At 63.5% G+C, this 26,373-nt stretch carries 23 protein-coding genes and 1 pseudogene; 21 read left to right on the top strand and 3 right to left on the bottom strand.

The genetic code is table 11. From position 1 onward, the window contains the following. Positions 1–12: 12 nt before the first annotated feature. From M0534_RS02735 to glmS, 14 genes are all read left to right on the top strand, one after another. A complete protein-coding gene (locus tag M0534_RS02735) occupies positions 13–795 on the top strand; it encodes a ParA family protein (RefSeq protein WP_248566883.1) in 783 nt (260 codons plus the stop codon). Beyond that, positions 792–1,646 carry a ParB/RepB/Spo0J family partition protein gene (locus M0534_RS02730; protein ID WP_248566882.1) on the top strand — a complete coding sequence of 285 codons (855 nt, stop codon included), beginning with the start codon at positions 792–794 and terminating at the stop codon, positions 1,644–1,646. Before M0534_RS02735 ends, M0534_RS02730 begins: the two co-directional genes overlap by 4 nt. 209 nt (positions 1,647–1,855) lie before the next feature. Further along, positions 1,856–2,239, top strand: a complete 384-nt coding sequence (locus M0534_RS02725) for an ATP synthase subunit I (RefSeq protein ID WP_248566881.1) — start codon at positions 1,856–1,858, stop codon at positions 2,237–2,239. Next, entirely contained in the window at positions 2,236–3,057 is an 822-nt protein-coding gene (gene atpB, locus M0534_RS02720) for a F0F1 ATP synthase subunit A (RefSeq protein ID WP_248566880.1), read from the top strand. The genes M0534_RS02725 and atpB overlap by 4 nt, the downstream gene beginning before the upstream one ends. Before the next feature lie 67 nt (positions 3,058–3,124). Further along, entirely contained in the window at positions 3,125–3,412 is a 288-nt protein-coding gene (gene atpE / locus M0534_RS02715) for a F0F1 ATP synthase subunit C (protein ID WP_248566879.1), read from the top strand. A 43-nt stretch (positions 3,413–3,455) separates the two neighbouring features. After that, on the top strand, positions 3,456–3,926 hold the full coding sequence (locus M0534_RS02710; protein ID WP_248566878.1) for a F0F1 ATP synthase subunit B: 471 nt from the start codon (positions 3,456–3,458) through the stop codon (positions 3,924–3,926). Positions 3,927–3,937: 11 nt separating this feature from the next. Continuing rightward, positions 3,938–4,474: a F0F1 ATP synthase subunit delta gene (locus M0534_RS02705; protein WP_248566877.1), complete on the top strand. Its 537-nt coding sequence runs from the start codon at positions 3,938–3,940 to the stop codon at positions 4,472–4,474. Positions 4,475–4,486: 12 nt separating this feature from the next. Continuing rightward, positions 4,487–6,028 (top strand): F0F1 ATP synthase subunit alpha, encoded by a 1,542-nt coding sequence (gene atpA, locus M0534_RS02700; protein ID WP_248566876.1) that lies wholly within the window; start codon positions 4,487–4,489, stop codon positions 6,026–6,028. Positions 6,029–6,046: 18 nt separating this feature from the next. Then, the gene (gene atpG, locus M0534_RS02695; protein WP_248566875.1) at positions 6,047–6,916 is read left to right on the top strand and encodes a F0F1 ATP synthase subunit gamma; all 870 of its coding nucleotides are present in this window, start codon (positions 6,047–6,049) and stop codon (positions 6,914–6,916) included. Positions 6,917–6,977: 61 nt separating this feature from the next. After that, on the top strand, positions 6,978–8,354 hold the full coding sequence (gene atpD, locus M0534_RS02690; protein ID WP_248566874.1) for a F0F1 ATP synthase subunit beta: 1,377 nt from the start codon (positions 6,978–6,980) through the stop codon (positions 8,352–8,354). Between the two features lie 24 nt (positions 8,355–8,378). Beyond that, entirely contained in the window at positions 8,379–8,810 is a 432-nt protein-coding gene (locus M0534_RS02685) for a F0F1 ATP synthase subunit epsilon (RefSeq protein WP_248566873.1), read from the top strand. A 135-nt stretch (positions 8,811–8,945) separates the two neighbouring features. After that, positions 8,946–10,304, top strand: coding sequence for a bifunctional UDP-N-acetylglucosamine diphosphorylase/glucosamine-1-phosphate N-acetyltransferase GlmU (gene glmU / locus M0534_RS02680; RefSeq protein ID WP_248566872.1), 1,359 nt, complete (start codon positions 8,946–8,948; stop codon positions 10,302–10,304). A gap of 156 nt (positions 10,305–10,460) precedes the next feature. Next, complete coding sequence (locus tag M0534_RS02675) at positions 10,461–11,297, top strand: universal stress protein (protein WP_248566871.1); 837 nt, start codon at positions 10,461–10,463, stop codon at positions 11,295–11,297. Positions 11,298–11,405: 108 nt separating this feature from the next. After that, on the top strand, positions 11,406–13,235 hold the full coding sequence (gene glmS / locus M0534_RS02670) for a glutamine--fructose-6-phosphate transaminase (isomerizing) (protein ID WP_248566870.1): 1,830 nt from the start codon (positions 11,406–11,408) through the stop codon (positions 13,233–13,235). A 110-nt stretch (positions 13,236–13,345) separates the two neighbouring features. On the opposite strand, the gene M0534_RS02665 is transcribed toward glmS, so the two are convergent. Both M0534_RS02665 and ycaC read right to left on the bottom strand, forming a co-directional pair. Continuing rightward, positions 13,346–14,221: an undecaprenyl-diphosphate phosphatase gene (locus M0534_RS02665; protein ID WP_248566869.1), complete on the bottom strand. Its 876-nt coding sequence runs from the start codon at positions 14,219–14,221 to the stop codon at positions 13,346–13,348. A 273-nt stretch (positions 14,222–14,494) separates the two neighbouring features. After that, positions 14,495–15,121 (bottom strand): isochorismate family cysteine hydrolase YcaC, encoded by a 627-nt coding sequence (gene ycaC, locus M0534_RS02660; RefSeq protein WP_248566868.1) that lies wholly within the window; start codon positions 15,119–15,121, stop codon positions 14,495–14,497. Between the two features lie 170 nt (positions 15,122–15,291). Here ycaC and M0534_RS02655 point away from each other — a divergent pair. The 6 genes and pseudogenes from M0534_RS02655 to uvrD all read left to right on the top strand — a co-directional run bounded on the left by M0534_RS02655 (position 15,292) and on the right by uvrD (position 22,501). Further along, positions 15,292–16,196: pseudogene (locus tag M0534_RS02655) on the top strand (LysR family transcriptional regulator). A gap of 82 nt (positions 16,197–16,278) precedes the next feature. Then, entirely contained in the window at positions 16,279–17,634 is a 1,356-nt protein-coding gene (locus M0534_RS02650; protein WP_248566867.1) for a pyridoxal phosphate-dependent decarboxylase family protein, read from the top strand. Between the two features lie 157 nt (positions 17,635–17,791). Further along, complete coding sequence (locus tag M0534_RS02645) at positions 17,792–18,709, top strand: hypothetical protein (RefSeq protein WP_248566866.1); 918 nt, start codon at positions 17,792–17,794, stop codon at positions 18,707–18,709. Between the two features lie 109 nt (positions 18,710–18,818). Next, positions 18,819–19,241: a GFA family protein gene (locus tag M0534_RS02640; RefSeq protein WP_248566865.1), complete on the top strand. Its 423-nt coding sequence runs from the start codon at positions 18,819–18,821 to the stop codon at positions 19,239–19,241. Between the two features lie 62 nt (positions 19,242–19,303). After that, positions 19,304–20,236, top strand: coding sequence for a LysR substrate-binding domain-containing protein (locus tag M0534_RS02635; RefSeq protein ID WP_248566864.1), 933 nt, complete (start codon positions 19,304–19,306; stop codon positions 20,234–20,236). Positions 20,237–20,329: 93 nt separating this feature from the next. Then, positions 20,330–22,501: a DNA helicase II gene (gene uvrD / locus M0534_RS02630; protein WP_248566863.1), complete on the top strand. Its 2,172-nt coding sequence runs from the start codon at positions 20,330–20,332 to the stop codon at positions 22,499–22,501. A 164-nt stretch (positions 22,502–22,665) separates the two neighbouring features. Here the strand turns inward: uvrD and M0534_RS02625 are convergent, their stop codons facing one another. Continuing rightward, on the bottom strand, positions 22,666–23,385 hold the full coding sequence (locus M0534_RS02625) for an LOG family protein (protein ID WP_248566862.1): 720 nt from the start codon (positions 23,383–23,385) through the stop codon (positions 22,666–22,668). A gap of 234 nt (positions 23,386–23,619) precedes the next feature. Here M0534_RS02625 and polA point away from each other — a divergent pair, with 234 nt between their 5' ends. Continuing rightward, positions 23,620–26,346 (top strand): DNA polymerase I, encoded by a 2,727-nt coding sequence (polA, locus tag M0534_RS02620; protein ID WP_248566861.1) that lies wholly within the window; start codon positions 23,620–23,622, stop codon positions 26,344–26,346. Positions 26,347–26,373 lie beyond the last annotated feature (27 nt).

Genomic DNA, 26,373 nt, shown 5'->3' with positions numbered 1-26,373 from the left:
ACCGGAGATGCCATGGCGCACACCATAGCTGTCGCAAACCAGAAAGGCGGAGTCGGCAAGACCACCACCAGCGTCAACCTGGCGGCGGCCCTTGCCATGAATCGCCGCCGTGTCCTGCTGGTGGACCTGGATCCGCAGGGCAATGCCACGGTGGGCTCCGGCGTGGACAAGGACAGTCCGGAGCACACCGGCTATGACGTGCTGATGCAGCAGGTCAGCGTACGCGAGGCAATCATCGAGCTGCCGGATGCCGGCTATGACCTGGTACCCGGCAACTCCGACCTGACCGCGGCCGAGGTCCAGCTGCTGGAAAGCGAGGCCCGCGAACAGCAACTGCGTCGGCAACTGGCGCGGTTGAAGGATGATTATGACTACATCCTGATCGACTGTCCGCCGGCGCTGAACATCCTGACCCTGAATGCACTGGTGGCGGCCCGCGGCGTGCTGATTCCGATCCAGTGCGAATATTATGCGCTGGAAGGACTGACCGCGTTACTCAATACCATCGCGCGAGTGCAGGAGCGGGCCAATCCGGAGCTGCGTATCAACGGTCTGCTCAGGACCATGTACGATCCACGGAACAATCTTGCCAATCAGGTGGCGGCGCAGCTGATGCAGCATTTCCCGAAACAGGTCTACAGCACCCAGATACCGCGCAATGTGCGGCTGGCCGAGGCGCCCAGCCACGGCCGGACGGCAATCCAGTACGATCGATACTCACGGGGGGCGCTGGCCTACATGGCCCTGGCCAGCGAAGTGATTCGACGCGATATGCAGGCGGCGACAGCATCATGACGGCGAAGAAGCGGGGACTTGGCAGCAAGGGTTTCGATGTCCTGCTCGGCGCGACGCGGACCGAGCCGGACGACAGTGGGCACCTGCGCGATCTGCCTTTGGAGTGGTTGCAGCGCGGCAGCTATCAGCCGCGGCGCGACATGGATCCAACCGCCTTGCAGGAGCTGTCCGATTCGATCCGGACCCAGGGCGTCGTTCAGCCACTGGTGGTGCGGCCGCTGAGCGACCAGCGGTTCGAGATCATCGCCGGCGAGCGTCGCTGGCGTGCGGCCCAGCTGGCGGGTCTGGAGACCGTGCCGGCCATTGTCCGTGGCATCACCGACCAGGTGGCGCTGGCGCTGGCCCTGATCGAGAACATCCAGCGCGAGAACCTGAACCCGCTGGAAGAGGCCATGGCCATCGCCCGGCTGGTGGAGGAATTCGGATTGACCCACCAGCAGGCGGCAGAAACGGTTGGCCGGTCACGGGTTTCGGTCAGCAATCTGCTGCGCCTGCTGGATCTGAACGACGACGTGCGGGAGCGCCTCGCCCGGGGAGAACTCGAGATGGGGCATGCCCGCGCCCTGCTCGGGCTCAAGGGTCATCAGCAGAGCGCGGTGGCTGCCGAAGTGGTTCGCCGCGAGCTGTCGGTGCGTGCCACAGAACGGCTGGTGCAACAGGCCCTGGCCGGCGAACAGCGGCCGCCGCGCAACAGCCGCATGGACCCTGACGTGCGCCGCCTGCAGACGGAGTTGTCCGAGCGCCTGGGTGCCACGGTCACAATCCAGCAGGGACGCCAGGGCAAGGGCAAACTGGTGATCAATTACGGCAGCCTGGACGAGCTGGACGGTATCCTGCAGCACATCGGCTAGGCAGACCGGGATCAGTCAGCGTTCCCATGAGGCCCGCAGCCGCGTTGACCCTCCAGGGGCGAGTCTTTATACTCCGCCGCTCGTGCCGGCCCGGATGGTCGGTGCGTGGGCACAATAAGACCTGTTGCACGACCGCACCAATGCCGCCGTCACATTCGTTTCAGGCGCAGGTGTCATGATCCTGTTCGACGACCCAGGGGGGTGACAACATGCCCGCCCGTTCGCCGGTCAGGTTCGTTTTTTTCGGTCAGCTTGTGGTGGCGGGCACATGCGCTCTGCTCTGGTTGCTGTTGCAAGGTCCGGAGCACGGCGCCGCGGCACTGGTCGGCGGACTGATTGCGATCATTCCAGGGGCCTACCTGGCAATGAAAGTCTTCTCGGTTCGGCCGGATGCGCCGCCGAAACAGATAATAGGTGCGTTCTACAAAGGCGAGGCGCTGAAGTTTGGTCTGACCGTGGTGCTGTTCATTGTCGCGCTGCAATGGTTTGCTGACCACTTCGCCCCCCTGATAGTGACTTATATCCTGACAATTCTTGTTTTCTGGGTTGCGTTCCGTGTGGGCGCGGCCGAACCAGCGGTGAGACAGCGATGAGCGACAACTCGGGCGGCGTCACGTATTACATTAACCATCACCTGACCCACTGGAGCATCGGTGAGGGTTTCTGGACCATTCACGCTGACTCTCTGATCGTCTCCATTCTGCTTGGCTCCCTGTTCTGCTGGATATTCTGGGCCGCGTCGCGCAAGGCCACCGAGGGTGTCCCGGGCGGCCTGCAGAATTTCGTCGAGATGATGATCGAGGGGATGAACAAGCTGGCCAAGGAGACGTTCCATGGCCACAATCCGCTTGCCGCTCCGCTGGCGCTGACCCTGTTCTGCTGGATCTTCCTGATGAACCTCATGGACCTGGTGCCGATCGACCTCGCGCCCAGCACCATGGAGGCTTTGGGTTGGGATTACTTCAAGATCCTGCCGACCGTTAACATGAACGTCACCTTCGGCCTGTCGCTGTCGGTGCTCGCGCTGATCATCATCTACAGCATCAAGTACAAGGGCCCGAAGGGTTACCTGCACGAGCTCTTCTTCCATCCGTTCAATCACTGGTCCCTGGCGCCGTTCAACTTCGCGCTGAACTTCGTCGAGTTGTTCGCCAAGCCGGTCTCGCTGTCGCTGCGGTTGTTCGGCAACCTGTACGCTGCGGAACTGATCTTCATCCTGATCGCGACCCTGACGCTCAGCTACGGGCTGTTCGAGGTGTTTACCAGCCTTGGCGGTATCTTCCTGCTGATCGGCCAGATCATCCTGGCAACGATCTGGGCCATATTCCATATTCTCGTGATTCCGTTGCAGGCCTTCATCTTCATGATGTTGACCATGGTCTATCTGAGCATGGCGGCGGAATCGCACTAGGCCGGACAGTGTATTGATTCACTGAATGTTTTCTTTCTTCGACTGATGACCTACTTGGAGGTAACCAATGGAACTCGCTAGCCTGATCGCCAGTGTTCAGGGCATGACCGTCATCGCCGTTGCCATCATCCTGGCTTCCGGCGCCATCGGCACCGCTCTCGGTTTTGCCATCATGGGTGGCAAATTCCTCGAAAGCATCGCCCGTCAGCCGGAGCTTGCTCCGATGCTGCAGGGTCGTATGTTCCTGCTGGCCGGTCTGCTCGATGCCGTGTCCATGATCGGTGTGGGTCTGGCCCTGTTCTTCACCTTCGCCAACCCGTTCGTGGGTGCCGTCACCGCCGCCGCTGGATCCTAAGCGCTGACGCAAATCCACAAACCCAGGCACTGGAGGTGATGGCATGGAGATCAATGCCACGCTCTTAGGCCAGATGATTGCCTTTGGCATATTCGTCTGGTTCACGATGAAGTTCGTCTGGCCAAGTGTGTCCAAGGCCATGCAGGCCCGCCAGGACAACATCAGCGACGGCTTGGCCGCCGCTGAACGGGGCCGCAAGGATCTGGAAACCGCCAATGAAAAGGCGGATGAGATCCTGCGCGAGGCCCGTCAGAAGGCCGGCGAAATCATTGACAAGGCCAACAAGCGCTCCAACGAAGTGATCGAGGAAGCCAAGTCCACTGCGCGCGCCGAAGGCGAGCGCCAGCTGGCTGCCGCGCAGGCCCAGATTGAGCAGGAAATCAATCAGGCCAAGACTGAGCTTCGGGAGCAGGTTGTCACTCTGGCGATCACGGGCGCGACACGCGTTCTCGAGCGGGAGGTTGATGCGAAGGCGCACAACGATCTGCTCAGTGATCTCGCCAAGCAGCTCTGAGGCACAAACCGATGGCGGATTTCAACACCATCGCCCGTCCTTACGCGCAGGCTGCCTTCAAGTTGGCCAGGGAGAAGAACGCCCTGGCCGCATGGTCTGATCAGCTCGGCGCGCTCGCGGCCGTGGTCAGGGATGTGCAGATGCAAGCCATTCTTGCCAGCCCGCGACTGTCGCCGAATCAGCAGCGTGACCTGATGCTCGACCTGTGTGGCGAGTATCTGGACGAGGGTGGCAAGAATTTTGTCGCCCTGCTCGCCGAGAACAGGCGGCTGATTGCCCTGCCGGACGTGGCGGCTCAGTACGAAGCCCTGCGCGCGGCCGAGGAAGGCACGCTGCAGGCCCGTCTGATTTCGGCAAAGCCGGTTGACGACGCGTTGCGCGATGCAGTCGCGGAGGCACTGGGCAAGCGCCTCAAGCGCAAGGTCAGCCTGCAGCCGGAAGTGGATGAAGCGCTGCTCGGTGGTGCCGTGATTCGCGCAGGCGATTTGGTTATCGACGGTTCGGTGCGGGGTCGGCTCAATCGCCTGACCACGAACCTGAACCGCTAAGGGGTGATTCCAATGCAACTCAAAGCTTCGGAAATAAGCGATCTGATCAAGCAGCGCATCGAGAAATTCGATGCGGTGGCCGAAGCCCGCAACGAGGGCACGGCCGTGTCCGTTCAGGACGGCATCGTCCGCGTTGCCGGTCTGGCCGATGTCATGCAGGGGGAAATGCTGGAATTCCCCGGCAATGTCTATGGCATGGCGCTTAACCTGGAACGCGACTCGGTTGGTGTCGTGGTGCTGGGTGACTACGAACAGATCTCGGAAGGCGATCCGGTCAAGTGCACCGGTCGTATCCTGGAAGTGCCGGTCGGCGAGGCCCTGCTGGGCCGCGTGGTCGATTCGCTGGGCAACCCGCTGGACGGCAAGGGTCCGGTGGAAACCGACCACAGCGCGCCGGTGGAAAAGGTGGCACCTGGCGTTATCGCCCGGCAGTCAGTCGATCAGCCGGTCCAGACCGGGATCAAGTCCATCGACTCGATGATCCCGATCGGCCGCGGTCAGCGCGAGCTGATCATCGGCGACCGGCAGACCGGCAAGACCGCGGTCGCCATCGACGCCATCATCAACCAGAAGAATAGCGGCATTAAATGCGTTTATGTGGCTATCGGTCAGAAGGCCTCCAGTATCGCCAACGTGGTGGCCAAGCTGGAAGAGCACGGCGCGCTGCAGAACACCATCGTCGTCGCAGCCCCGGCCTCGATCTCCGCTGCGATGCAGTTCATCGCGCCATACTCCGGTTGCTCCATGGGTGAATATTTCATGGACAAGGGCGAAGACGCCTTGATCGTATTCGACGATCTGACCAAGCAGGCCCAGGCTTACCGCCAGGTGTCCCTGCTGCTGCGTCGTCCGCCGGGCCGCGAAGCCTTCCCGGGTGATGTCTTCTACCTCCACTCCCGGCTGCTCGAGCGCGCCTCGCGCATCAATGCCGATCACGTCGAGCAGATCAGCGGCGGCAAGGTGAAGGGCAAGACCGGTTCGCTGACTGCGCTGCCGATTATCGAAACCCAGGCCGGTGACGTGTCCGCTTTCGTGCCGACCAACGTGATCTCGATCACCGACGGCCAGATCTTCCTGGAATCGGACCTGTTCAACAGCGGCATCCGTCCGGCGATCAACGCCGGTATCTCGGTTTCCCGCGTGGGTGGTTCGGCCCAGACCAAGATCATCAAGAAGCTCGGCGGCGGTATCCGGCTGGCGCTTGCCCAGTATCGGGAACTGGCGGCCTTCGCCCAGTTCGCTTCCGACCTGGACGAAGCCACGCGGAAGCAGCTCGAACGTGGTCAGCGGGTTACCGAACTGATGAAGCAGAAGCAGTATTCGCCGCTGTCCGTCGCCGAGACTGCTGCAACCCTGTTCGCGGTCAACGAGGGCTACCTCGACGACCTGGAGCTGGACAAGATCGGTTCCTTTGAAGCCGGCCTGCATCAGCACTTCAAATCCAACTACGGCGATCTCATGGACACCATCAACGAAACGGGTGACCTGAACGACGAGATCGAATCCGGCCTGCGCAAGCTGCTCGACGAGTACAAGTCGCAGGGTACCTGGTAAGCGAACTGAGGTAACGGCATGTCCGGCGCCAAAGAAATACGCACGAAGATCAAGAGCGTGCAGAACACGCAGAAGATCACCAGCGCCATGGAAATGGTGGCTGCGAGCAAGATGCGTTCGGCACAGCAGCGGATGGCGGAAGCGCGGCCTTACTCCGACAAGATTCGGAGCGTGATCGCGAACCTCGCCAAGGCGGATCCGGAGTACCGGCACCCGTTCATGGCCGAGCGTGAGGTCAAGCGGATTGGCTTCGTCGTGATTACCTCGGACCGTGGTCTTTGCGGCGGCCTGAACAGCAACCTGTTCCGCATGCTGCTGCCGAAGCTCAGCGAGTGCGAGAAGCAGGGTCTGGAGATGGACGTCTGCGCCGTCGGCAACAAAGGTGTGCAGTTTGTCTCGCGCCTGAAGGCCAATCTGGTGGCGCAGGCGACGCACCTCGGTGACAGCCCGCACATCGCCGACCTGCTGGGCACCATCAAGGTCATGCTGGATGCCTATCGCTCCGGCGAGTTGGATCAGCTGGTGCTGGTGTACAACCGCTTCATCAACACCATGTCCCAGGAGCCGCGGCTGGAAACGCTGTTGCCGCTCTCCGGCATGGCCGATGGCGACGGTGAAACCCAGGAGCACTCCTGGGATTACATCTACGAGCCCAGTGCCGAACAGGTGCTGGACGATCTGCTTCAGCGGTACGTGGAATCACTGGTCTACCAGGCGGTGGTGGATAACATCGCCAGCGAGCAGGCGGCCCGGATGGTGGCCATGAAGAGTGCCTCCGATAACGCCGGCTCCATGATTGACGACCTGAATCTGGTCTACAACAAGGCCCGCCAGGCGGCGATCACGACGGAGCTGACCGAAATCGTGTCCGGCGCAGCCGCGGTATGACCGGCGCGCTGCCCCAGCGGAACAACGCTGTTTTCTGGAATTGCTTGGAGAGGAACTGGGTATGAGCTCAGGAAAGATTGTTCAGATCATCGGGGCGGTGGTCGACGTGGAATTCCCGCGTGACAGCGTGCCCCATGTCTACGAGGCCCTGCGCATCGAGGACAAGGACCTGACGATGGAGGTCCAGCAGCAGATCGGTGACGGCGTGGTTCGCTGCATCGCCATGGGTACCACCGACGGTCTCAGCCGCGGCCTGGAAGTCGCAGGCACCGGCAAGGCCATCTCCGTGCCGGTGGGTCAGAAGACCCTGGGCCGGATCATGGACGTGCTCGGTCGGCCGATCGACGAAAAGGGTGACATCGGCTCCGATGACAGTTGGGAGATCCATCGCAAGGCACCGACCTTCGAGGAACTGTCGGCCAGCCAGGAACTGCTGGAAACGGGTATCAAGGTTATCGACCTGATCTGCCCGTTCGCCAAGGGCGGCAAGGTCGGCCTGTTCGGCGGCGCCGGTGTCGGCAAGACCGTCAACATGATGGAACTGATCCGTAACATCGCCATCGAGCACAGCGGCTACTCGGTGTTTGCCGGCGTGGGTGAGCGGACCCGTGAAGGGAACGACTTCTACCATGAAATGACCGACTCCAACGTGCTCGACAAGGTGGCCCTGGTCTACGGCCAGATGAACGAACCGCCGGGCAACCGCCTGCGCGTCGCGCTGACCGGCCTGACCATGGCCGAGTACTTCCGCGACGAAGGCCGGGACGTGCTGCTGTTTGTCGACAACATCTATCGTTACACCCTGGCCGGTACCGAGGTGTCCGCGCTGCTCGGCCGTATGCCGTCGGCGGTGGGCTACCAGCCGACCCTGGCCGAGGAAATGGGCGTGCTGCAGGAACGCATCACCTCTACCAAGACCGGTTCGATCACCTCGATCCAGGCCGTGTACGTGCCTGCGGATGACCTGACCGACCCGTCCCCGGCAACCACCTTTGCCCACCTGGACGCCACCGTGGTGCTGTCCCGTGACATCGCCTCGCTGGGTATCTACCCGGCCGTGGATCCACTGGACTCCACCAGCCGCCAGCTTGATCCGTTGGTCATCGGTGACGAGCACTACGAGGTGGCCCGCGCCGTGCAGGGTACCCTGCAGCGCTACAAGGAACTGAAGGACATCATCGCCATCCTGGGTATGGACGAGCTGTCCGAAGAGGACAAGCGGACCGTGGCCCGGGCGCGCAAGATCCAGCGCTTCCTGTCGCAGCCGTTCTTCGTTGCCGAGGTGTTCACCGGTGCGCCGGGCAAGTACGTCTCGCTGAAGGACACCATCCGCGGCTTCAAGGGCATCGTCGACGGCGAGTACGACGAGCTGCCGGAGCAGGCCTTCTACATGGTCGGCACCATCGAAGAGGCCGTGGAAAAGGCGAAGAACCTGTAACACGGACCAGATAGGGGGTTCCCCATGGCAACGACAATGCATCTGGACGTGGTCAGCGCCGAAGAAGCAATCTTCTCCGGCGAGATTGAGTTCATCGTTGCGCGCACCGTCGAAGGCGAAGTCGGTATCATGGCTCGTCACACGCCATTCCTGGCCAAGCTGCAGCCCGGCGAAGTCCGGGTTACCCTGGCCGGTGGCGAAGAGCAGTTCTTCTACGTCTCCGGCGGCATGCTGGAAGTCCAGCCGAAGACCGTGACCTTGCTCGCCGACACGGCGGCGCGGGCCAAGGATCTGGACGAGGCGGCTGCAGAAGAAGCGCGCAAGCGAGCCGAGGAAGCAATTCGCAACCGCACCGGCGAAATGGACTATGCCAAGGCCCAGACGGAACTGGCGGCCGCCGCGGCGCAGATCCGGGCCATCCAGAGTCTCAAGAAGAAGCGCGGCATGGGCAAATAAGCGCCATCTGCCCAGCGTCCAGGAAACCGTCTCTGCCCTCGGGCAGCGGCGGTTTTTTTATGGCTGTCGCGCCCAGCCAGTACACTGCGGGCTGAACGGATGCTGATTTCGGCACGCTGAACGAAGAGGGATTTCATGTCGATCCATGCCATTGTCCTAGCTGCCGGGCAGGGCACGCGAATGCGCTCCCGGTTGCCAAAGGTCCTGCACGAACTTGCCGGCCGCCCCCTGCTGCAGCACGTACTCGACGGCGCCAGAGACGCAGGCGTGGATGCGCTGCACGTGGTGATCGGCTATGGTGGCACCCGTGTCCGCGATGCGATCGCCGATGAGCGGCTGCAGTGGGTGGAGCAGCCCGAACAGCTGGGCACGGGCCACGCCGTCATGCAGGCGCTGCCTGCGGTGCCCGACGATGCCACGGTCCTGGTGCTGTACGGTGATGTCCCGCTGGTTCGCCCCGCGACGATGCGGTTGCTATTGGCGGCCGCCACCGATGGCCCTGCCTTGCTCAGCGTCTTCCTGTCGAATCCCTCAGGCTACGGCCGCATCCTGCGCGCGCCCGATGGCGGACTGCTCGGCATCGTCGAACACAAGGATGCGACCCCGGAACAGCTGGATATCCGCGAGACCAACAGCGGCCTGCTGGCCTGCCCGGCGGGGATCCTCCGCTCCTGCCTGGGACGTTGCAGCAACGACAATGCCCAGGGGGAATACTACCTGACCGACGTGATCGGCCTGGCTGTCGCCGATGGCCTCCCGGTGTCGGCGGTGGTGGCCAGCGACTCCACGGAGGTAACCGGGATCAACGATCGCGTGCAACTCGCGGCCATGGAGCGCGCTTACCAGCGGCGCCAGGCGGAAGACCTGATGCGCGCAGGTGTTACCGTCGCCGATCCCGAGCGCATCGATGTCCGTGGCGCCCTGAGTTGTGGCACCGATGTCTTCATCGACGTCAACTGCGTCTTCGAGGGGCGGGTCCGTCTTGCTGAAGGGGTGCGCATCGGGCCGAACTGTCTCGTTCGGGAGAGTGATTTGGGTCCGAATACCGTGGTCGAGGCCAACAGCGTCCTCGAGCAGGCAGTCATTGGTAGCGGCGTGCAGGTCGGCCCCTTCGCGCGGCTCCGGCCCGGCACTGACCTGGCCGACAACAGCAAGGTGGGTAATTTCGTCGAAATCAAGAAGGCCCGGCTCGGTGAGGGCAGCAAGGCGAATCATCTGAGTTACATCGGTGACGCCAGCGTCGGGGCCGGGGTCAACATCGGGGCCGGCACCATTACCTGCAACTATGACGGGGTCAACAAGCACCAGACGGTCATCGAGGACGGCGCATTCATCGGTTCGGATACGCAACTGATCGCCCCGGTCACGGTTGGCCGGGGCGCCGTGATCGGCGCCGGCACCACGGTGACGCGGGACGTTTCCCCCGACAGTCTTGCAACGAGCCGGGCACGGCAGAGTGAGGTGGCGGGCTGGCGAAGCCGGCGCCGCGGTTGACCGCAAGCACGGCCGCCTCAATGATAAGAGGCAGGGCCGGTGAGAGTTGCAATGGGTTTCGCGGGCCGCGAAAGCCGCTCCGCCACGTGACAATGGCTGCGCTGATCGGATTTGGCCAGCGCCGTCTACAGATTACCGAGAGAAAGGAGGCTGTCGATGTTCGAGCATGTAGTAGTCGCGGCGCACTTCGGATCCGCAAATCCGATCAACCTGCGCAGTATCGAGCAATTGAAGCAACGAGGCATGCGCGAGATCACGCTGGTGGATGTGCTTCGGTCGCACGATGCCAGTGCCGGTGACGAGGAACATCGGAAGTCGGCAACCCGCCGCCTGGAAGATGCGCGGGAGCATTTGGAGGACGGCAACACCAAGGTCAACGTCGAGCTTCGGATCGGGCAACCGGCGCACGAACTTTCGACCCTGGCTCGCGCCCGCGAGGCATCCCTGATCATGGTTGCCTCGCGCGGCGAATCCGCTTTTCGTGAATTCCTGCGCGGCAGCACGGTCCTGCAGCTTGCGCGCAAGACCACCGTTCCGGTGCTGATCGAACCGGCAACGGCCGATGGCCTGGCCGGCGTGGACCTGGGGCGGCCGCTGCTGGCGACGGACTTTTCCGACAGCGGGGCCGGCGCCGAGGCCATGGCGCTGGAATTACTGGCTGCGGGCGGCAATGGCACCCTTGTCCACGTGATTGACTATGACGCCATCGAGGACCAGGGCGAATCTGAAGCTGAGCGCTACGGCAAGGAACGCCTGGACGCCCTCGCGGCACGGGTTGCCGGCGGCCAGAAACCCGAGTGTCGGCTTGGTCGTGGCAACCCGAGCAAGCAGATCATTGCTCTTGCGGATGAGACGGACGCCGGCGTGATCATCATCGGCAAGCGCGGCCACAGCCCGGTGCGCGAATTGATGCTGGGCGGCACCGCGGCGGCCCTGGTTCGCCGTACGACCCGGCCACTGCTGCTGGTGCCATCACCGCGTCGCGGCATCTGACCGAAGCCCTGTGCCGACCGGCCCTGGCGGTCGGCACAGGGCCCTCTGCCGCCGGATTCGGCCGCCGCCGTCGAACCCCGGCCTTGCATTGCATCGGGAATCAGGCTTATGTGTGGCATCGTTGGCGCGGTCGCCCAGCGCGACGTGAAACGGATCCTGCTCGAGGGTCTGCGCCGCCTTGAATACCGTGGTTATGACTCCGCCGGTCTCGCGGTGCTGGCCGCCGGTGGTCCGATCCAGCGGCACCGCGCCGTAGGCAAGGTCGAGGCGCTGGAGAACCAGATCGCCGAAGTACCGCTGTCCGGACACACCGGGATCGCCCACACCCGCTGGGCGACCCACGGCGTTCCCAGTGAATGCAACGCCCATCCGCACATCTCCCGCGACCGTATTGCTCTGGTCCACAACGGCATCATTGAGAATTACCAGGCGTTGAAGCAGCAATTGCAGGTGGACGGCTACAGTTTTTCTTCCGACACCGACAGCGAGGTTGTGGTCAACCTGGTCCATCAGGCACTGGACGACGGCGGCGACCTGCTTGCAGCCGTGCGCAAGGTGCTGGGCCAGATCCGCGGGGCGTATGCGCTGGCGGTCATGGACCGGCATGCGCCGGGCCGCCTGATCGGCGCCCGCCGTGGCAGCCCGCTGGTGGTGGGCCTGGGCTTCGATGAGTACTTTTTTGCCTCGGACGTATTCGCCCTACTGCCCGTCACCCAGCGTTTCGTGTTTTTGGAGGAAGGCGATGTCGTCGATTTGCGGGCGGAGGGCTTCACTATCCTGAACGCCGCCGGTGAGGTGACAGAGCGTCCGATCCAGGTCTCCGGCATTGATCCCGAATCCGCAGACCGTGGCGCCTACCGGCATTACATGCTGAAGGAGATCCACGAGCAGCCCGCGGTGATCGCCAACACCTTGAGCGGCCGCCTGGCCGATGGTCGGCTTTCCGCTGACTTTTTTGGAGGCGAGGGCAACGCCATCCTGGAACGCATCAAGCGCGTGCAGATTGTCGCCTGTGGTACCAGCTACCATGCCGGCATGGTAGCCCGGTACTGGATCGAGGAACTCTGTGGCCTGCCCTGCAATGTGGAGGTCGCCAGCGAGTATCGCTACCGGGTCCGTCCGGTGGCCGACGAGACCACCCTGTTCGTGGTCATCTCCCAGTCCGGTGAAACCGCCGACACGCTCGCCGCGCTTCGCGATGCGCGGGAACGCGACTACGGTGCCAGCCTGGCCATTTGCAATGTGCCGGAAAGCTCGCTGGTGCGGGAATCCGACCTGGTGTTGATGACTCGCGCCGGGCAGGAGATCGGCGTCGCCTCCACCAAGGCCTTCACCACCCAGCTCGTCGCCCTGATGCTGCTGGTCCTCGCGCTGGGTCGCCACCGCGGCTTGCCCGAGGCCGAGGAGCGCCGCCTGGCCGCCGCCCTGCAGCAACTGCCGCAGGCCGTCGAGGCCTGCCTCGCCCTGGAAGGCGACATCCAGGCCATGGCCGAACACTTCGCCGACAAGCATCACGCCTTGTTCCTGGGTCGCGGCGCGCAATATCCCGTGGCGATGGAGGGTGCGCTCAAGCTGAAGGAAATTTCCTACATCCACGCCGAGGCCTACCCGGCGGGCGAACTCAAGCACGGCCCGCTGGCGCTGGTCGATGCCGATATGCCGGTGGTGGCCGTCGCGCCCAACAACGAACTGCTTGAGAAGCTGCTTTCCAACTTGCAGGAGGTGAATGCCCGAGGCGGCGAACTGTTCGTCTTCGCCGACCAGACCGTCGAGGTCGGCGAAGTCCAGCACCACCTGCCCGTCGTCTCCGTCGACGACGAGCTTGCCCCGTTGATTTACACCGTGCCGCTGCAGTTGCTGGCTTATCACGTGGCCGTGCTGAAGGGGACGGATGTGGACAAGCCGCGGAATCTGGCCAAGTCGGTGACTGTCGAGTAGCCGTTTGCGGATTGTACGCGGCAGTTTACTGACCGGGGCCGCGCCGGCCCCAAGCGGGTAAGCCCGCGCATGCTTCTAATGGCCAGGCCGTCCCGCATTCCATTCCCGGCTCAGCTCGGCGGCGCCGGCGCCAAATCCAGCCACCCGACGGCGATGGCCAGCGCCAAAGCCCAGACATAGAACGAGAAAACCTTCAGACGTGCCTTGTACAGGAAATAAATAACCAGCTTCAGCGAGATGATGCCAACAAGGGCCGCCGTCACGAAGCCGACACCGAGCGCGCCGGGGCTGACCTCGGTGGGGGCATCCAGACGGTAGACATCGACTGCCTGCAGCAGGGTTGCCGCGCAAATCGTCGGGATAGCCAGGAAAAAACTGTATTCCGCCGCCCAGCGCCGCTTGAGGCCGGTGAACAGGGCGAAGACGATGGTCATGGCACTGCGGGACAACCCCGGCATTAACGCAAGGCCCTGAGCCAGGCCGATCACACCGGCAACCCGCAAGTTGACACCCTTCAGCCCCCGGCGCCTGGGGGCAAGCCGGTCGGCCCACCAGAGCAGTATGCCGGTGAGAGTCAGGGTGCCGGCGATCATCGACGGTGAGGCGAAGATGTGCTCGAAGGCTGCCTTCAGGCTCAGTCCGAGCACAGCGGTGCATAGCACCGAGAACATCCCCAGGCAGAAGAGCCTCCAGAAAAGCGGTAATCGCTCGCGTCCACCCCCACCAGCCCAGGCCGCAACGTCGCGAAGGGAGTTACTGACGAATCGCCAGAGGCTGGGCCAGAAGACGACGACGATGGAGACCAGGGTTCCCACGTGTACCACCAGGGCGAAGAGGATCATCTCCGGGCTTTCTGGTGGTGGCAGGGCTTGCCCCTGGGCGATGAGCCAGTGTTCGGTGAGCACCATGTGGGCGGTAGAGCTCACGGGCAGGAACATGAAAACGCCCTGAATAACACCGAGCAGGGCAGCAATCCAAAGCGTCATGTCGCTGGGCCTCTCGACGGTGCTGCGGCGCCCCGGTTCTACGTGTGCGGGGCGGGTGGGTCAATGGCGAAGGGCACTGAATCAGGACGTCTGGATAGTTCGGCAGCCGGCGTGCAACCTTGCGATGCACGGTGGCGCAGGGACTCGAGTTCGCGGATTTCGAGTTGCTTGAGGACGTACCGGAACTCGCAGGGACTGCGCGGCGGCGGCGTCCGGGCATGGCGTTTCCCTGAGGCCCGGCGAACCGTCCGGTTCGCCGGGTGGACGTTGCCTTCAGGACTTGCTGGTCAGGGTGGTGTAGCTGTTGATCAGGTTCCGGTAGTCTGGGATGTGATTCGCGAACAGGGCACCCAGTCCTTCGATGTCGTTGCGCCAGTCGCGATGCAGTTCGCAGGCGACGCCGAACCAGGTCATGAGTTGGGCGCCCGCCTGTGACATGCGATCCCAGGCGGAGTCGCGAGTGAGGGCGTTGAATGTGCCCGAGGCATCGGTGACGACAAACACCTCGAAGTCTTCGCATAGCGCGGAAAGCGTCGGAAAGGCCACGCAGACTTCGGTGACGACGCCCGCAATGATCAGCTGCTTCTTGCCGGTCGCCTTGACCGAGGCAACGAAGTCCTCGTTGTCCCAGGCATTGATCTGGCCCGGACGGGCAATGTATGGCGCATCCGGAAACATCCCCTTCAGCTCCGGAACGAGCGGTCCGTTGGGACCGTCCTCGAAACTCGTGGTCAGGATTGTCGGCAGCCGGAAATACTGCGCAAGATCTGCGAGCGCCAGCACGTTGTTCTTGAAGGTGTCGGGATGGATGTCCCTGACCAGAGACAGCAAACCGGTCTGATGATCGACCAGAAGCACGGCTGCCTGATCCTTGTCGAGACGATTGTATGAGGTAGTCATCGTTCCTCCTGCAGGTTGTGCCCGGACGTGCGGGCTGCTCGGTACCACGCCGTTCCCCGGCGCCGTCAATCGGATACCTGTCTGAAATAAGACTATTTGCAGGACGCAAAGACTTGTAGTCTGACAGAAAGCACTGATCGTCCCATCAGTGGGACGATAAGCGAGGTTTGGTGCAGGATCTCAACGATCTCTACTATTTCGTGAAGGCTGCCGAGAGTGGCGGTTTCGCCCCGGCCGGACGAGCCATTGGGGTGCCGAAGTCCAGGCTGAGCCGACGGGTTGCGCTTTTGGAGCAACGCCTGGGCGTGCGCTTGATTCACCGTTCCACGCGCCACTTCGCCTGACCGAGGTTGGCCAGCGTTACCTGGAGCACTGCCGCGCCATGCTGGTGGAGGCGGAGGCCGCCCAGCAGGCAATCGACAGCCTGGCTGCGGAGCCGGGCGGAACCATCCGCACGACCTGCCCGGTCGGCCTGCTCAACTTTCATGTTGGAGACATGCTCGCCCGCTTCATGGCGCGATACCCGAAGGTTTCGATTCACCTGGAGGCGACCAACCGGCGTGTCGATGTTCTGGCCGAGGGGCTGGACATGGCGATTCGCGTGCGCCCGCCACCGCTGGAGGACAGCGATTTGGCACTTCGGGTGCTATCGGACCGGGGCCAGTGCCTGGTCGCCAGTCCTGCGCTCCTTGGGCGAATGGGAACCCCGGCAACGCCGGAAGATCTCCGGGACTGGCCAAGCCTGAATCGGGCCGTGCCGCAGGAAGACCATGCCTGGGTATTGGAGAACGACCACGGCGAAAGCGTCACCATCCGGCATTCCCCCCGCTACATCACCACTGACATGATGGCCCTGAAGTCGGCAGCGCTGGCAGGGGTAGGCCTTGTCCAGCTACCGGTTCTGATGTTGTCGCAGGAACTCCAGCGTGGAGCACTTGTTCCCGTTCTGAGGGACTGGCGGCCGCCCAGGGAAGTAATCCATGTGCTGTTCCCGTCCCGCCGGGGCATGCTGCCCTCAATGCGGGCGTTGATCGACTTTCTGGCCGAGAATTATCGCGTGCTCGAAGAGGATTAGCACGATTTGGTGGCGGAACACGGCGATGATCCCGTGACCGTCCCGCACCCTGTTTCACCCCCAATCGATGGAAAAGCTTGCAGTGAACAGATTCCAGCAATTTCTGCCGGCACTGGGAAACGCCCTGGAAAGACTCGATGCCTGGCGCGAATCCTTCGGCACAACGGATGGATACACCGATCCGGATCCGCACCAGTCACCGGAACGGATAGAGGACGTCCTGCTTCGGCTGGAACAACGGCTGGAGGAAAACTATCCGTTCCATCACCCCGCATACGCCGGCCAGATGCTCAAGCCACCGCATCCCGCGGCATGGCTGGCCTACACGCTGGCAATGACCATCAACCCGAACAACCACGCGCTGGACGGTGGGCCGCCGACATCCGAGCTGGAGAAGGCGGTGATTATGAAGCTGGCCGGTATGGTTGGCTATGATGAAACCTGCATCGGTCATCTGACCTCCGGCGGCACCATCGCGAACCTTGAGGCGCTTTTCGTGGCCCGGGAGACCCACCCGAGTAAGGCCATCGCCGCAAGCGCGAATGCCCATTTCACGCATCGTCGGATGTGCCGGGTGCTCAACGCCGAGTTCGTCGAAATCCCGGTCGACGCCCGTGGGTTGCCGGAGCTTGGCTTCATCGAACGCAATGCCGAGGCGATCGGCACCATCGTGGTCACGCTTGGCACCACCGGGCTCGGCATCGTGGAGCCGCTGGTTGAGTTGCTGGCCCTGGCCCGGCGCCACGGGATCCGTATCCACCTCGACGGTGCCTACGGCGGATTCTTCACGCTGATCAGGGATTCACTGCCTTCCAGGCGGCACTGGGAGGTTTTTCGCCATGCGGATAGCATCGTCATCGACCCGCACAAGCATGGGCTGCAGCCCTATGGCTGCGGCAGTGTGCTGTACAAGGATGCATCGATTGCGGGCTTCCTGGCCCATGATTCGCCGTACACCTATTTCACCTCGGATGACCTGCATCTCGGTGAAATCAGTCTGGAATGCTCACGCGCCGGCGCGTCGGCGGCCGCCTTTTGGGCCACCCTGGAACTGCTGCCTCTGGATGAAGCAGGCCTGGGCCAGGTGCTTGCTTCAGCCAGGCAGGCGGCGGTGCGTTTTGCGGACCGGATTCAGCGAAGCCCCGGCTGGACGCTTTATCGCGAGCCGGATCTGGACATCGTCGGCTACTTCAAGACGCCTGAGTCGAAGAGACTGTCCGCTCTAAACCGGATCAATCGGGATATTTTTCAACATGGCATGGACGCCGGTGCACGCGGCTATTACCTGAGTCTCTACACGATTAACGCCGTGCAGTTCCTGGAGAGTTTCCCGGATTATGAGGTGGACACGGACAAGGCTGTGATCCTGCGCAGCGTGTTCATGAAAGAAGAACACAAGGATTTCGTTGACGAGTTGGCAACGCGTCTTGGCATCTGACTATCCTGTGTTTCCGCGATCATCCGGATCCCCATGACTCCGGATGACGGCGGCAAGGGCATCAAAGGGGGAAGCGGTGTTCAGATGGGACATTCGGACTGCTGCGCGCGGCCTTACGCTCGGCGTGGCACTGGCGGGGTCACCTGCGGTTGCAGGCATGGCACCGGAGGCCGAGCTGCAGGGCGCGGAATCCCTGGACGCCATCGCCGCGTCATTCATGCCTGCCGGGCGCTGGCAGGAACGCGATGCAATGGGTCTGCAGAATCGGCTGCGACAGACCCTGGCGGAGGATCAGGACGACAGCGTCCTGCATCCCGACGCCCGGTTCGGTCCGCTGAGCAAGGCGCTGCGGATTCTGCTGAACGAGGAGCCGGAACTACCGCGGGCGCGCTTCCATTTGCGCTATGCGAGGGCCACGGTGCAGCCGGACGAAGGTCCGCCGCTGGAAATCGGGCTGGTGGAGGTCAGCCGGTTCAATCTGGGTCCCACGGTTCGTGAATCGCTTGCCCGGGACCTGGGCGAGGAACGTGTTGCGCCACCTTCGCACTTTGGCGAAGGGCCGGACGTAAGCTGGCGTTTCCTGACCCGGCCGGTCATGGGGCAGGCTGCGGATATCACCGCGGCTGGCCGCCGGGAGCTGACGGCATCGGAGCGGAAGTACTGTCTCGGCAGTGACTGCGGCCGCGCCGAGTCGATCAATGACGTGATCAGGGATTGGCCCAGGGCGGCGCGGTCAGGCGCGGATCCGGACTTCGCGCTGCCGGAGGCGGCCCTGCTGGATGTCGCCCTCGCAGAACTGGGACTGATGGGTGGCGGTGGAGACGATCAACAACCGCGCTGGAAGGAACCCGAGTGGCCGGAGACCGCGGCGGCCGGCGAGCCCTTCCTGGACATCGTGGTTGAACGGGGTCTCGGCCAGGATGACGGACTGGACTTGGTGATCCGGCAGGAACCGGTGATGGACCATGAGGTTCGGGCCCGTTGGAAGCGACTTTCACTGGTCCCCACCGCACCGGGTGAGATGCCGAAGGTGTTCTCAAGCAGCGATCAGGCCACCTGGCCGGATTCGGATTAAGCAAACACCGAAGCGACGGACAGCGAGGGCAATGCCGTAGTCCGTCGGCGCGAAACGGCGCAAGGATCTATGCTTCACCCCGAAGTGATACGTGTTGGGAGGGCGAACGATGGATTCGAGTGCCGAACGTCATGGGGTGTGCCTCTGCGGTGCAGTCAGGCTCAGGGCCACGCCGAAGAGCAGCCAGATTGGCGTCTGCCACTGCGACATGTGCCGGCAATGGGGCGGTGGACCGCTGTTCGCGGCCGAGTGTGGGGATGCGGTTGAGTTCGAGGGCGCCGACCAGATTTCCGTGTATGCCTCGTCCGAGTGGGCCGAGCGCGGATTCTGCCGGACCTGCGGCACCCATCTGTTCTATCGTCTGAAGGAGGACGATTTCTACGCCATCCCGATCGGGCTTTTTCAGGACAGTGCCCCGTGGGTATTGGCCGAGCAGATTTTCATCGACCGCAAACCGTCGTTCTATTCGTTTGCGGAGACGACCAGGAACCTCACCGGTGAGCAGCTCTTCGCCCAGTACTCGCAGAAATGAAAGGGGTTCAGGGAAGGCCGGGATGCAGCCGTTCGAATAGATCCGTGTTTCCTTAAGCCACAATGAATCTGAGGGATTTACGTTATCTGGTGGCAGTTGCCGAGCACCGGCACTTCGGTCGCGCGGCCGAGTCCTGCCAGGTCAGCCAGCCCACGCTCAGTTCCCAGATCAAGAAACTGGAAGGCTTTCTCGGCGTCCAGTTGGTCGAGCGCAGCAGCAAGCAGGTGATGCTAACGGCCGTCGGCGAGGCTGTCGCCAGCCGCGCACGCCAGATCCTGGCCGCAGTGGACGACCTTGTCGAGGTGGCCCGCTCGGCCAGTGATCCGCTGGCCGGTGACTTCCGCCTCGGCCTGATCCCCACCGTCGCGCCGTACCTCCTGCCAGCGCTGATCCCGGTGCTGCGTGAAACGTTCCCGCGGCTGCGGCCGGTGCTTCAGGAGGAACAGACCTCAGTGTTGCTGGAGCGTCTGCGGCATGGCGAAATCGATGCCGCGATCCTGGCGGTGCCGGTGGACGGGATCGATGCCTTCCAGCGGCTGCATCTTTACGATGAACCATTCCTGCTGGCGGTGCCGCGCGGCCACCGACTGGATCGTGTCGATTCGGTGAGCCTGGAGTGCCTGCGCGATGAGCAGGTGCTGTTGCTGGAAGACGGCCATTGCCTGCGGGACCAGGCACTCGACATTTGTCGCATGGTCGGCGCCAGGGAGGAGCGCGAGTTCCGCGCCGCGAGCCTGGAGACGTTGCGCCAGATGGTGGCCGCCGGCGGCGGTGTGACCCTGTTGCCTGCCCTGGCCGGCGGTGACCCGGATACCGCCGGCGGCCTGGGAAACCTCGTGCTGCACCGGTTCAGCCCATCACCGCCAATGCGGCACATCGCGATGGTGCTGCGCAAGGGCTCGGCTCGGGAGCCAACGGTGCGTGATATTGCCGAGACGATCTGTCGAATGCCGCTGGTCGAGCGCCTGGTTGGCGACCCGGACAGCCTGGGGTGAGCTTTCTTTGCGTTCCGGCGTTCGCGCGTGCCTTGTCGTCACCATTGCAGGGTACTCCAGGGTGGTGGCGCTGGCCTGATACACTCCCTCGCCATGGACGTTTCCGACCTGCTTGATTCCCTGAACGATGCCCAGCGCGAGGCCGTCTCGGCGCCGCTTGGCCGAACCCTGGTGCTGGCCGGTGCCGGCAGCGGCAAGACCCGTGTGCTCGTGCATCGTGCCGCCTGGCTGGCGCGCGTCGAAGGAGCGTCGCCCTACTCGATTCTCGCCGTGACCTTTACCAACAAGGCGGCCGGCGAAATGCGTGGCCGGATCGAGACCCTGCTCGGCTTCAGTGCAGCCGGCATGTGGATCGGCACCTTTCACGGCCTGTGCCATCGCCTGCTGCGCCGGCATGCCCGCGAGGCCGGTCTGCCGGAGACGTTTCAGATTCTGGATTCCGAGGACCAGCGGCGGTTGATCAAACGTGTCATGCGTGCACTGGAGATCGACGAATCACGCTGGCCGGTGAAGCAGGTGCAGGGCTTCATCAACGGGCACAAGGACGAGGGCCAGCGGCCGGACGACATCGGCGAGGGCAATGACCCGTACACCGACCGCATGGTGCGTATCTACCGGGCCTATCAGCAGGCCTGTGATCGGGGTGGCCAGGTGGACTTCGCCGAACTGCTGCTGCGGGCCTTCGAGACGCTGCGCAAGACCCCAAGGCTGCTGACGCATTACCGCGAGCAGTTCCGTCATCTGCTGGTGGACGAGTTTCAGGACACCAACCGTATCCAGTATGCCTGGCTGCAGTTGCTGATCGGCAGCGACGCGGACGCCTTCGTGGTCGGCGATGACGACCAGTCCATCTATGGCTGGCGGGGTGCCCGGGTCGAGAACATCCGCCGCTTTGCCGAGGATTACCCGGATACCCGCACGGTCCGGCTGGAACAGAATTACCGCTCCACCGCACACATCCTTAACGCGGCCAATGCGCTGATCGATCACAACAGCGGTCGCATGGGCAAACGGCTGTGGACCGACGGCGCCGACGGCGAGCCGATCCACGTCTATGCGGCGTTCAACGAGCTGGACGAGGCCCGCTTCGTGGTCGCCCGCATTCGTGATGAATTGCAACAAGGGCGACTGCGCAGCGAATTCGCGATTCTGTACCGCTCCAACGCCCAGTCGCGTGTGTTCGAGGAGGCGCTGCTGGCGCACGGTGTGCCGTACCGCGTCTACGGTGGTCTGCGCTTCTTCGAGCGGGCGGAAATCAAGGATGCGCTGGCCTACATGCGGCTGTGCAATCAACGCGACGACGATGCCGCGTTCGAGCGTGTGGTGAATACGCCGGCCCGCGGCATCGGCGGCAAGACGCTGGACATGCTGCGCGAACTGGCCCGCGGCGAGGGGCTGACCCTCTGGCGGGCCGCCGCGCGGGCCCATGAGCAGCGGCTGTTGCCGGCCCGCGCCGCGACGGCGGTGGGCAAGTTCCTGGCGCTGATCGATACCCTGGATGAATCCGCTGACGGCCAGCCACTGGCCCAGCGGCTTGAGACCGTGATCCGGGGCAGCGGGCTGCGCGAGTTGTTCGGCAAGCAGGGTGACGATCGCGGGGAATCGCGGCTGGATAACCTGGATGAGCTGATCAGCGCCGCCCGCGGCTTCGAGCAGGAATGGGAGGACGACGGCGAAATGGATGTGCTGACTGCCTTCCTGTCCCATGCCGCACTGGAGGCGGGTGAAGGCCAGGCTGATGACTGGGAAGACTGCGTCCAGTTGATGACCCTGCACTCGGCCAAGGGGCTGGAGTTTCCGGTGGTGTTTCTCGCCGGCATGGAGGAAGGCCTGTTCCCCCACCGCATGTCGGCCGAGGATCCGGAACGCCTGGAGGAGGAACGCCGGCTCTGCTATGTCGGCATGACCCGCGCGCGGGAACGCCTGTTCCTGAGCTGGGCGGAAAAGCGCCGTCTGCACGGCAGTGACAATTTCTGCGCGCCGTCCCGCTTCCTGCGCGAGGTGCCTGAGGAGTTCCAGCACCAGATCCGCACGCGGGTCAGCGTCTCCCGGCCGCAAATGGCGGTGCGTCGCGGCCTGGTCGACCAGCAGCCCGAACCCGGCGCCCTCCGGCTCGGGCAGCCGGTGCGCCATGCCAAGTTCGGCGACGGGGTCGTGCTGCAGTACGAAGGCCAGGGCCCCAGCGCCCGGGTGCAGGTCAATTTCAGCAGCGTCGGCGCCAAATGGCTGGTGGCGGCGTATGCGAAACTGGAACCGGTCGGCTAGGGCCGACACGGAGTGTTCAGGTTTCAGTGTTCAGTTTTCAGACGGAGGCACCAGGCCTGACATACCGACAAGCCCTGAGAGGGACTTCGGCGTTACAGATCAGCACCCCCTGAACACTGAAACCTGAACCACTGAAAACTCCAGGCGAAGCCTTCTTCGCCTGGTCACAAATCCAACAAAATCTCCCGCTCCCTCGCCGACGGTTCGAAGCCGCGGTCCTCGTAATGGTCGAAGATCGCATCGACCACGTCTTTCGGATCGTCCACCAGCTTGAACAGCTCCTGGTCTTCGGCGTCGATCATGCCTTCGGCCACCAGTCGGTCGCGGAACCAGTCCAGCAGGCCGCCCCAGAACTCGCTGTGCACCAGGATGATCGGAATGCGGCGGGTCTTGCCAGTCTGCACCAGGGTCAGGATCTCGGCGAGTTCGTCCAGGGTGCCGAAGCCGCCGGGCAGCACGACATAGGCGGAGGCGTATTTGACGAACATGACCTTGCGCGAGAAGAAGTGGCGAAAATTCAGGCCGATGTCCTGATAGGGATTGCCGGCCTGCTCCATCGGCAACTGGATGTTGAGTCCGATGCTGATCGACTTGCCGGCCTGGGCGCCCTTGTTCGCGGCCTCCATGATGCCGGGACCACCTCCGCTCACCACCGAGAAGCCGGCATCGGAGAGCTGTTTCGCAGTGTCCTCCGCCAGCTGGTAATAGGGATGGTCGGTGGACGTGCGGGCCGAGCCGAAGATGCTGACCGAGGGCTTGATGTGTGCCAGTCGCTCGAACCCCTCGACGAACTCGGCCATGATCTGGAAGATCTTCCAGGACTCGCGGGTCATCATGGAATCATTGATCGGACCCCGTCCTGCGTACTTGTCGTTACCGCTCATCCTGTTCTCCCGGAAACGCCGCAACGGCGTGCGCCCATCGAATTGCCTGCCGCTGATCACGGCCTTTCCCGCTATCCTACCTGCCTAGGGTGCGGATGACCGCCGCGATTCTACAGCCTGGTCGACCCGCCCGCGCGCATCGGCTACCGTTCCGATCTTGGCGTTGGCGGCGTACTCGGAGCGCACGTCACGCTGTTTCCGGATTGAATCTCTGCGAAGCGGTCAAGGGAAGGCATGACAACGAGCAAGGCACCTCTGGTTCTGGTGGACGGGTCCTCCTATCTGTACCGCGCGTTTCACGCCCTGCCGCCGCTGAGCACCTCCAGGGGCCAGCCCACCGGCGCGGTCCGGGGCGTGGTCAGCATGCTGCGCAAGTTGTTGGCGGATTATCAGCCGGATCAGATGGCGGTGGTGTTCGATGCCAAGGGCAAGACATTTCGTGACGAGCTGTTCGAGCAGTACAAGGCGCAGCGACCTCCGATGCCTGACGAGCTGCGACAGCAGGTGGAGCCCCTCTACAACGTCATCCGCTCCATGGGCCTGCCGCTGATCGTCGAGGATGGCGTCGAGGCGGATGACGTGATCGGCACGCTGGCGCGGCAGGCATCCGACGAAGGCCAGGCGGTAGTGATTTCCACCGGCGACAAGGACATGGCGCAGCTGGTGGACGACCGGATCACACTGGTCAACACCATGAGCGGCACGGTGCTTGATCCGGACGCCGTGGTCGAGAAGTTCGGTGTCGGCCCGGAACTGGTCATCGACCTGCTCGCGCTGATGGGCGACAAGGTGGACAACATTCCCGGTGTGCCCGGTGTCGGCGAGAAGACCGCGGTCGGCCTGTTGCAGGGGATCGGATCGCTGCAGCGGATCTACGACAATCTCGACCGTGTGCCGGAGCTGCCGATTCGAGGCGCCAAGAGCCTGCCGAAGAAACTCGAGGAGCACCGGGACCAGGCCTTCCTGTCCTATCAGCTCGCCACCATCAAGCTCGATTGCGCGCTCAATGAACGTGTTGCCGACCTTGCCCTGGCAGAACCGGATCGGGAAGCGCTGAAGGAGCAGTATCGGGCGCTGGAATTCCGCAGCTGGCTGGAGGAATTACTGGACGGTGAGGACGCGGCAGAGGAGCAACACGCCGCGGCCCAGCCGGCGACCGAATACCTGGCCATTACCGAGCAGAAAGGCCTCGACGCCTGGATCGAACGGATCGAGGTCGCGCCGTTGTTCGCCTTCGATCTGGAAACCACCAGCCTGTCCTACATGCAGGCTGACATCGTTGGCATCTGCCTGGCCGTCACCGCCGGCGAGGCGGCGTATATCCCGCTGGCCCACGATTACCCGGGCGCCCCGGATCAGCTCGACCGCGAAGCGGTACTCGAGCAGTTGCGGCCGTTGCTGGAGGATGCCGACAGGCCAAAGCTCGGGCAGAACCTGAAATACGACATGAGCGTGCTGGCGCGCGCGGGCATCACGCTGCGCGGCGTGGCCCACGACACCATGCTGCAGTCCTACGTGCTGGACTCCACGGCCACCCGGCACGACATGGACTCTCTGGCGCTGAAGTATCTCGGCCGCGGCACCATCAAGTATGAGGAGGTGGCCGGCAAGGGCGTCAAGCAGCTCACCTTCAATCAGGTGGACCTGGACTCGGCCACCGCGTATGCCGCCGAGGATGCCGATGTCACCCTGCAGTTGCATCAGACGCTTTGGCCGCGCCTGCAGCAGCACGCGTCCCTGTGCCGCGTCTACCGCGAGATAGAGATGCCCCTGGTCCCGGTGTTGTCCCGCATGGAGCGCAACGGTGTGCTAGTTGACCGGAAACGCCTGGTCGGGCAGAGCCGGGAACTGGCGGAAAGCATGCAGCGGGTGGAGCAGCGGGCCTTCGAGGCCGCCGGCGGGCCGTTCAACCTGGGGTCGCCCAAGCAGATCCAGGAGATCCTCTATCAGCGCCAGGGGCTGCCGGTGTTGCAGAAGACGCCGAAGGGCCAGCCCTCCACCGCCGAGTCGGTGCTTCAGGAACTGGCAGTGGATTACGACCTGCCGCGACTGATCCTTGAACACCGCGGCCTGTCGAAGCTGCGCTCGACCTATACCGACAAGCTGCCGCGGATGATTGACCCGGACACGGGCCGGGTGCACACCTCCTACCATCAGGCGGTTGCCGCTACCGGTCGGCTGTCCTCCTCCGACCCCAATCTGCAGAACATCCCGGTGCGCACCACGGAGGGGCGGCGAATCCGCAAGGCCTTCATCGCCGCGGACGGCTACAGACTGCTGGCGGCCGACTATTCGCAGGTGGAACTGCGGATCATGGCGCATCTCTCCGGCGACGATACGCTGCGCCGGGCCTTTGCCGAGGGCCGCGACATTCACCGGGCCACGGCGGCCGAGGTTTTCGGTGGCGAGCCGGAACAGGTCAGTGACGAGCAGCGCCGCGCCGCGAAGGCGATCAACTTCGGCCTGATCTACGGCATGTCGGCCTACGGCCTGGCCCGTCAGCTCGGGGTCGAGCGGGGTCAGGCGCAGGATTACGTGGACCGTTATTTCGCCCGCTTCGAAGGCGTGCGCGCCTATATGGACCGGACCCGCGAGCAGGCCCGTGAGCAGGGCTACGTCGAAACGGCGTTCGGCCGCCGCCTGTACCTGCCGGAAATCAATGCCCGCAATGCCCAGCGCCGGCAATATGCCGAGCGCACGGCGATCAATGCGCCGATGCAGGGCACGGCGGCGGACATCATCAAGCGGGCGATGATCGAGGTGCAGACGTGGCTCGATCAGGATGAGCCGGATGTGCTGCTGGTAATGCAGGTGCACGATGAGTTGGTGTTCGAGGTCCCGACAGGCGAGACGGATGCCGTGGCGGATCGGGTGAGCCGGATCATGGCTGACGCCGCCGAGCTGACGGTGCCGCTGGAAGTGGATGTAGGTGTCGGCGATAACTGGGAAGAGGCGCATTGAGGCCAAGGAAACGCTAATCTATTCCCG

This window comes from Methylonatrum kenyense (genome assembly GCF_023195885.1).
GTDB lineage: Bacteria > Pseudomonadota > Gammaproteobacteria > Nitrococcales > Aquisalimonadaceae > Methylonatrum > Methylonatrum kenyense.
This window is presented reverse-complemented; position numbering and strand designations above follow the sequence as displayed.

What these genes read in the sequence shown, in the direction of transcription:
- M0534_RS02735 (WP_248566883.1), top strand. Translation starts at nt 13, where the DNA reads ATGGCGCACACCATAGCTGTCGCAAACCAGAAAGGCGGAGTCGGCAAG.
- M0534_RS02730 (WP_248566882.1), top strand. Translation starts at nt 792, where the DNA reads ATGACGGCGAAGAAGCGGGGACTTGGCAGCAAGGGTTTCGATGTCCTG.
- M0534_RS02725 (WP_248566881.1), top strand. Translation starts at nt 1,856, where the DNA reads ATGCCCGCCCGTTCGCCGGTCAGGTTCGTTTTTTTCGGTCAGCTTGTG.
- atpB (WP_248566880.1), top strand. Translation starts at nt 2,236, where the DNA reads ATGAGCGACAACTCGGGCGGCGTCACGTATTACATTAACCATCACCTG.
- atpE (WP_248566879.1), top strand. Translation starts at nt 3,125, where the DNA reads ATGGAACTCGCTAGCCTGATCGCCAGTGTTCAGGGCATGACCGTCATC.
- M0534_RS02710 (WP_248566878.1), top strand. Translation starts at nt 3,456, where the DNA reads ATGGAGATCAATGCCACGCTCTTAGGCCAGATGATTGCCTTTGGCATA.
- M0534_RS02705 (WP_248566877.1), top strand. Translation starts at nt 3,938, where the DNA reads ATGGCGGATTTCAACACCATCGCCCGTCCTTACGCGCAGGCTGCCTTC.
- atpA (WP_248566876.1), top strand. Translation starts at nt 4,487, where the DNA reads ATGCAACTCAAAGCTTCGGAAATAAGCGATCTGATCAAGCAGCGCATC.
- atpG (WP_248566875.1), top strand. Translation starts at nt 6,047, where the DNA reads ATGTCCGGCGCCAAAGAAATACGCACGAAGATCAAGAGCGTGCAGAAC.
- atpD (WP_248566874.1), top strand. Translation starts at nt 6,978, where the DNA reads ATGAGCTCAGGAAAGATTGTTCAGATCATCGGGGCGGTGGTCGACGTG.
- M0534_RS02685 (WP_248566873.1), top strand. Translation starts at nt 8,379, where the DNA reads ATGGCAACGACAATGCATCTGGACGTGGTCAGCGCCGAAGAAGCAATC.
- glmU (WP_248566872.1), top strand. Translation starts at nt 8,946, where the DNA reads ATGTCGATCCATGCCATTGTCCTAGCTGCCGGGCAGGGCACGCGAATG.
- M0534_RS02675 (WP_248566871.1), top strand. Translation starts at nt 10,461, where the DNA reads ATGTTCGAGCATGTAGTAGTCGCGGCGCACTTCGGATCCGCAAATCCG.
- glmS (WP_248566870.1), top strand. Translation starts at nt 11,406, where the DNA reads ATGTGTGGCATCGTTGGCGCGGTCGCCCAGCGCGACGTGAAACGGATC.
- M0534_RS02665 (WP_248566869.1), bottom strand. Translation starts at nt 14,221, where the DNA reads ATGACGCTTTGGATTGCTGCCCTGCTCGGTGTTATTCAGGGCGTTTTC.
- ycaC (WP_248566868.1), bottom strand. Translation starts at nt 15,121, where the DNA reads ATGACTACCTCATACAATCGTCTCGACAAGGATCAGGCAGCCGTGCTT.
- M0534_RS02645 (WP_248566866.1), top strand. Translation starts at nt 17,792, where the DNA reads ATGGCACCGGAGGCCGAGCTGCAGGGCGCGGAATCCCTGGACGCCATC.
- M0534_RS02640 (WP_248566865.1), top strand. Translation starts at nt 18,819, where the DNA reads ATGGATTCGAGTGCCGAACGTCATGGGGTGTGCCTCTGCGGTGCAGTC.
- M0534_RS02635 (WP_248566864.1), top strand. Translation starts at nt 19,304, where the DNA reads ATGAATCTGAGGGATTTACGTTATCTGGTGGCAGTTGCCGAGCACCGG.
- uvrD (WP_248566863.1), top strand. Translation starts at nt 20,330, where the DNA reads ATGGACGTTTCCGACCTGCTTGATTCCCTGAACGATGCCCAGCGCGAG.
- M0534_RS02625 (WP_248566862.1), bottom strand. Translation starts at nt 23,385, where the DNA reads ATGAGCGGTAACGACAAGTACGCAGGACGGGGTCCGATCAATGATTCC.
- polA (WP_248566861.1), top strand. Translation starts at nt 23,620, where the DNA reads ATGACAACGAGCAAGGCACCTCTGGTTCTGGTGGACGGGTCCTCCTAT.